General features: G+C 74.2%; 3 protein-coding genes and 2 pseudogenes. 1 reads left to right on the top strand and 4 read right to left on the bottom strand.

Features of this window, described 5'->3' with window-relative positions; genetic code table 11:
* The coding region (locus tag ADK60_RS19215; protein ID WP_053647553.1) for a sigma-70 family RNA polymerase sigma factor at window positions 1-1803 on the top strand (1803 nt) is incomplete at its 5' end.
* 315 nt (window positions 1804-2118) lie between these two features.
* On the opposite strand, the gene ADK60_RS19210 is transcribed toward ADK60_RS19215, so the two are convergent.
* The 4 genes and pseudogenes from ADK60_RS19210 to ADK60_RS45765 all read right to left on the bottom strand — a co-directional run.
* Window positions 2119-3081 carry a DUF916 domain-containing protein gene (locus ADK60_RS19210; RefSeq protein WP_053647551.1) on the bottom strand — a complete coding sequence of 321 codons (963 nt, stop codon included), beginning with the start codon at window positions 3079-3081 and terminating at the stop codon, window positions 2119-2121.
* Between the two features lie 62 nt (window positions 3082-3143).
* A pseudogene (locus ADK60_RS45770) lies at window positions 3144-3653 on the bottom strand (WxL domain-containing protein); the annotation flags it as partial.
* Window positions 3654-3668: 15 nt separating this feature from the next.
* Window positions 3669-5123 (bottom strand): annotated as a pseudogene (locus ADK60_RS19205) (RICIN domain-containing protein); the annotation flags it as partial.
* Between the two features lie 386 nt (window positions 5124-5509).
* Window positions 5510-5927, bottom strand: a 418-nt coding sequence (locus ADK60_RS45765) for a hypothetical protein (RefSeq protein ID WP_199839697.1), incomplete at its 5' end; no start/stop codon positions are given.

Genomic DNA, 5927 nt, shown 5'->3' with positions numbered 1-5927 from the left:
CTCCCCCTCGGGACCGCCGACGCGCCCGCCCCATCCTCCTCCGGCACGGACACCGGCTCGGCCACCGGCACGGACACCGACTCCGACGCAGCGCTGATCGCCCGTCTGCGGGCCGGGGACGACGGCGTGGTGGAGACCCTGTTCGAGCGCCACCACCGCGCCGCGCTCGGCTACGCGCGCTCGCTCGGCGGCCTGGACCACCGCGCCGAAGACCTGGCGAGCGAGGCCTTCGTCCGGACCCTGGCCGCCGTGCGGGCGGGCAGCGGGCCGACCGACAGCTGGCGCCCCTACCTCCTGACGGTCGTCCGCAACACCGCGGCGGCGTGGGCGACGAGCGACCGGCGCTCCTTCCCCACCGACGCCGTCCAGGACTGGGCCGACGAGGCCGAGCACGCCCTCTCCCCCGACCAGATCCTCGCCGCCTCCGCCGAGCACGAGCTGATCGTCGCGGCGTTCCGCTCGCTCCCGGAGCGGTGGCAGTCGGTGCTGTGGCACTCGGTGGTCGAGGACCTGCCCGCGGAGAAGGTGGCCCTGCTGCTCGGCCTCTCGGCGAGCGGGGTCTCCTCGCTCGCCGCGCGGGCCCGGGAGGGCCTGCGCACGGCCTACCTGACGGCGCACCTGTCCAGGGCGCAGTCGGCCGAGTGCCGGGCCTTCTCGGGCCGGCTCGCCGCCCAGGTCCGCGGGAGCAACCAGCGGAGGTCCAAGGCGCTGGTCCGGCACCTCGACGAGTGCCCGGACTGCCGCCGCTGCGACGAGGAACTACAGGACGTCAACCGGCGGTTGCGGCTCGCCGCGGTGGCGTTCGTCGGCCCCTGGCCCGTCGTCGGCGCGGCGGCGCCGCCGTTCGTGCCACCCGCCGGGGCAGGCCCCGGTCCGTCGAACGCGCCACCACCGCACCATGCGCCACCTGCCGCCGGTTCGCCCGCCGGCTCCTCGAAGGTCGTGGTGGGCGCCCTCGCCACCGGCACCGTCGTCCTCGCGGCGCTCGTCCTGACGCCGCTCCTCCTGTCCTCGCCCCCGGAGCGTCCCTCGCACCTGTCGCCACCCGGCCCGGCCCGCAGCCCGACGGACGGGGAGCCGGACCGTCCGATCGACCTCGCCACCGTCACGCTCCCCCCGGTCGCCCCGCCGTCGGCCGCGCCGCCCGCTCCGGGCTCTTCCCCCGTCACTGCCGGTCCGGGCTCGTCCCCCGCCCCGACCAAGGGTGCCCCGAGCTCCTCCGCGGCCCCGTCCGGAACCGCTCCGCCGAGCGCCGCGGGCCGGTCCGGGTCGCCGTCCGCGACGGCCCCCTCGCCCCGGCCGAGCACCGGGCCGACCGCCGGGCGCAGCGGCGGGCTGTCCGCGAGCGTGCTCTCGGCCTCCACACCGGTCGCCCCGCTCCCGGGGGACCGGCGGGTCCGGCTGCGCCTCGCCGGACCGGGCACCTGTGGCGAGATCGAGGACCGGGAGACGTCCACCGGCCTGCCGTTCCTCACACCCTGCACCGGCTCGGAGGACCAGGTCTGGATCGTGCGCGCCGACCGCTCCGGCGGCGTCCAGCTCATCGGCGCCGCGAACAGCGCTTGCCTGGAAGCGGCCGGGACCGCCGGGGCCGCCGTCGCCCAGCAGGTGTGCGACGGGAGTGCCCGCCAGTCCTGGCAGCTCGTCGACCTCACCGGCGGGGAGAGCGCGCTCCGCCACCGTTCCTCCGGGTTGCTCCTCGCCGCCGAGGGCACCGGAAAGGTGGACGAGATCCTGCAACTGCGCGCCGCCGGCTGCACATCGGACCCGGCCTGCCGACCGGCCGCCGCCTTCCGCCTGTGAGCCCAGGTCCGGTCCGAACCGAACCGGACCTGCTGTCACCGCGCGGGGACAGCCGCGCGCCGGTTCCGCCGGACGCACCGCGGCGCGGGACCTGTCTAGGGTGCCGTTCTTCGCCGTGACGTCCAGCACCTCGCCGGGGCGCCGCGAACACCCCGGCGAAGGCCGATCCGGCGGTGCCGGGGTTGCCGTTCAGCACGACCGTGCCCCGGCGCGCGGGTTCGAGCAGGTCGGCGAACGACGCGGGCCGGGGACCGGGCCAGCTGTTGCACCAACGGCCGGCCCGGCCCCCGGAAGAGGCCCGGTCGGCCCGTCGGCTCAGCCGGCCGTCGAGCGCGCCGCGCTTCGCCCTCGGCCGCCGCGGCGGCGCCTGGCCAGCAGCACGGCGGACCCGCCGGCCGTGAGGGCCAGGGCCGCGGCGATGAGGATCCACGGCAGGTCGAGGAAGCCGGCGGAGCCGGTGGCGCCGATGCCGTTCGCGGTCACTGTGACCGCCACCTCGCCCCAGCCCGAGGGCGCCCCCTCCCAGCTCTCGGTCACCTGCACCTTCTCGCCCGGGAGCAGCTCGGCCGGCAGGTTCGTCAGGTGCCTCGTCGCGGGCCCGCCGACCCAGAGTCCCCCGACGCGCAGGGAGGCCCGGGGGTCGAGCGTCACGTTCCCGGTGTTGTGCAGGGTGAAGGTGACGGCGGTGCTGCTGTCGCCCGTCCCCGGGACGGCCGGATTCCTCGTCGTGAGGCGCAGGCGCTCGACCGCGAGGGCCGGGTGCCGCGCGCCTTCGACCCGCAGGTGGATCCGGGCCCCGACCGCGCGCCGGACACCGATGAAGGAACCGGCTCCCGGCCGGACCCGTTCGTCGACCGCCACGAGGGCTCCGACGTGGTCGCCGGGCGGGGCGTCACCTGGGACCGTCAGGGTGAAGGCGACCGTGACGGACGCGTGGGCGGGGACGGTCACGACGTCCTGCTCGGGCCTTCCCCAGGTGCCGACGTCGCGCTGGGTCTCCTCACGGCCGCGTACCGCCAGCCCTCCGTCGCGGGGCGTGTTGTACGCGTCGGCGACGTGGAGGCGCAGGGTCAGCGGCTCGCCCGTGCTGTTGGTGACGACGGCGCGGTCGGCGAAGGTCGTGCCGGGGCGGGCGGAGAGCTGGAAGGCCGTGCGCGGGGTGATCGCGGAATCGGCCGGCTCGACCGACCATTCGCCGTTGTCCGCGGCCCGGGCCTGGGCGGGGAGGAACACCGTCAGGACGACGAGGAGGAGGGTGGCAACGGTGGCTCTGCGCATGGCTCGCCGGCTTTCCTGGATCCCGGGTGCCGGACGCGCGACGTCCGGCACCCGGGGCACGATCAGAGGAGGGTGAGGGTCAGCGTTCCGGTGTAGTCGCCGACGGGGGTGAACTCGGGGACGTCCAGCGAGACCGTGGCACCGGCGGTGAACTCCCCACCGGTCAGGGGCCCGTCGGGCGCGGAGGCCAGGGTCGCGCCGTCCGTGCCGACGGTTCCGGCGCTGCCGGCCAGGCAGGTGCTCGGGCTCTTCGCCTTGGTGGAGCAGGTCGGGGTCCAGCTCAGCCGGGCCGCCTCGATCCTGCCGCGCGGGCCGGTGAAGTCGGTGACCTTGCCGGTGAGCGACCAGCCGGCCTCACCGCCGCGGAAGTCCTTGACGGTCGCCGGGTTGAGGGTGCCGGTCGACGCCCCGCCGGTCCCGAAGGCGACCGGGGGGAGCCGGACGGCGTCCGTCGCGGCGGTCATGGTGAGGGTGCCGGCCTTGACCGAGGTGCTGATCGGCTGGCCCACCTTGGCCGGGGTGCCACCACCGGACGGGTCGGTCGGACCCGTCGGGTCGGTGGGGCCGGTCGGGTCGGTGGGTGCGCCGACCCGGGTGACCTTCCACGCCTGACCGGCACCGGTACCGCAATCGGTCTGGACCAGGCGGGCGCCCACCCGGTTCGATCCGTCCTCGGTGGAGAGGCACTTGTTGCTGTGCTTGGCGACGATGCGGACGTAGCCGTCGGCGAGGTCCTCGAACCGCCAGCGCTGGTTCTCCCCCCAGCCGCAGTCGTACTGCTCGACCTCGGCCCCGTCGGCGACCGAACTGTTGGAGACGTCGAGGCACTTGCCGCTGTGCTGGGCGAGCACCCGGACGTTGCCGTTGTTGTTGTCGGTGAAGCGCCACCGGCTGTTCGGTCCGCTGTCGCAGGCGCCCTGGGCCACCAGCACGCCGTTGTCGGAGACACTGCCCGGCACGGTCGCGCACTGCCCGCTGGCCTTGTTCACCAGGGTGTTGAGCGGGTCCCCGCCGGTGCCCCGGACCCGGCCGGTGACCGTGTCGACCGAGACCTCGGTGTACCAGGGCAGGATCATCGTCGTGGCGTCCGGGAACTCCAGCGGGAGCCACACATAGGTGGAGTCGTTCACCCGCTTCGGGTCCGACCACACACCCGCCCACCGGTCGCCCAGGTAGAGGTAGGAGGTGGTCTCACTGCCCTCGACCGGCAGCACGAACGCGGTCTGCGACTGATGGCCGTTGCTGTTGCCGACATCCCTCATCGGCGTCCACGGCCCGGTGGGGCTCGGGGCGGTGGCGTACTTCTGCTGGTTCGGGTCCCAGTAGCTGGTCCCGGAGGTGAGCATGAAGTAGACGTCCCCGCGCTTGAACAGGGCCGGCGACTCACGGTGCCGGCCCGGCCAGGGGTTCGCCGGGATGCCCTTCACCTGGGTGTAGTCCTCGGTGAGTTCGTAGATCATCAGGTCGGCGTTGTTGTTCGCGGCGGAGATCATGTACGCCTTGCCCGCGGCCTTGTCCTCGAACACGGTGATGTCGCGGGACATGTACTCGTTGCCCGCCGCGTCCTTCGGCCGGAACGACCCCTTCCACTCGTACGGGCCGTCCACGGTGGCGGAGACCGCCACCGCCGCACGGGCCTCGGCGTAGGAGTCGTCGGCCTCCTTGTGCATCCACATCACGAACTGCCCGGTCCTCTCGTTGTAGAGGACCTTCGGCCGCTCGATCAGGGCCGTGGCCAGCTCCGGGGAGGACTCCTGGGTGAGGACGTGCCCCCGGGGCTCCCAGGTCTTCAGATCCTTGGAGCGGTAGGCGGAGACGTAGCGGAACTTGTTGTCCTCGCCGCGGTCCTCGCCGAACCAGTAGTAGTACTCGCCCACCTTGATCACACCGCCGCCGTGCGCCTGCACCCCCGCGCCGGCGGTGTCCGGGAACTGGGTTCCGGTCGAGGTGGTGACCGGTGCGGCGTCCGCCGCCGGCACCCAGACCGGGAGTGACAGGAGCAGGCCCAGGAGGCCCGCGAAAACGGATCCCACTCTTCTCATGCAGGGTTCCTTGATGCCATCCGTGCGGTCCCGCGCCCAGGTCCGGTCGGAGAGATCCCTCATCCAAAACCGAACAGCAAGCGACATCATCACACGGAAATCAACATATTGAGGGCTAGCCTGACTGCCCCCCGAATCACTGTCAACACACCCGCAACATCTGGTTCATCCCGTCGCAGCATTGCGGCCGGTCCGGACTCCGGCCCGGGTCGTCCGGGCAGTCCGCCGCCGACCGCCGGCGCCGGACCGGAGCCGGTCCGATGATCAAGTGGCCTGGCCGGGAGCACGGTTGACGGGCAGAGGGAACGACCGCTGCCGGGACGCAGTCCGGCGGCGGTGCGGTCAGGCGGGGCGGGCCCGGATCCGGGCCCGCCCCGCGGCACGTCTCACCCGTGCCGCGCCGTCCTGCGGCGACGGAGCACGACGAGGGCACCGGCGCCGACGCCGAGCATGGCCGCCCCGGCACCGGCCATCACGGCCTTCCCCTCGCCGCCACCGGTCGTGGCCAGGTTCCGCTCCAGGCTGTCGGCCGTGCTGGTCGCCCTGGTGACCGCCGCCGGAACGATCTTCAGAGGCGCGGTGGTCGGGACCTCCATCGGGAACGGGACCGGGAGTTGGTCGGCACCCTCGGCGGTGCTGTCGGAGGAGGGTTCGGCCGGCGCCGCGGCCGTGCTCCCGGTGGCGGTGGGCGTCGGAACGGCCGGCACCGGCGTGGCGGTGGGCGTCGGAACGGCCGGCACCGGCGTGGCGGTCGGGGTCGGGGTCGGGGTCGGCGCGACCGAGCGGCTGGGGAGGGTGGTGGTG

This window comes from Streptomyces sp. XY431, assembly GCF_001279805.1.
Taxonomy (GTDB): domain Bacteria; phylum Actinomycetota; class Actinomycetes; order Streptomycetales; family Streptomycetaceae; genus Kitasatospora; species Kitasatospora purpeofusca.
Note: the sequence above shows the minus strand (reverse complement) of the source record. Positions and strands in the feature narration are given on the sequence as shown.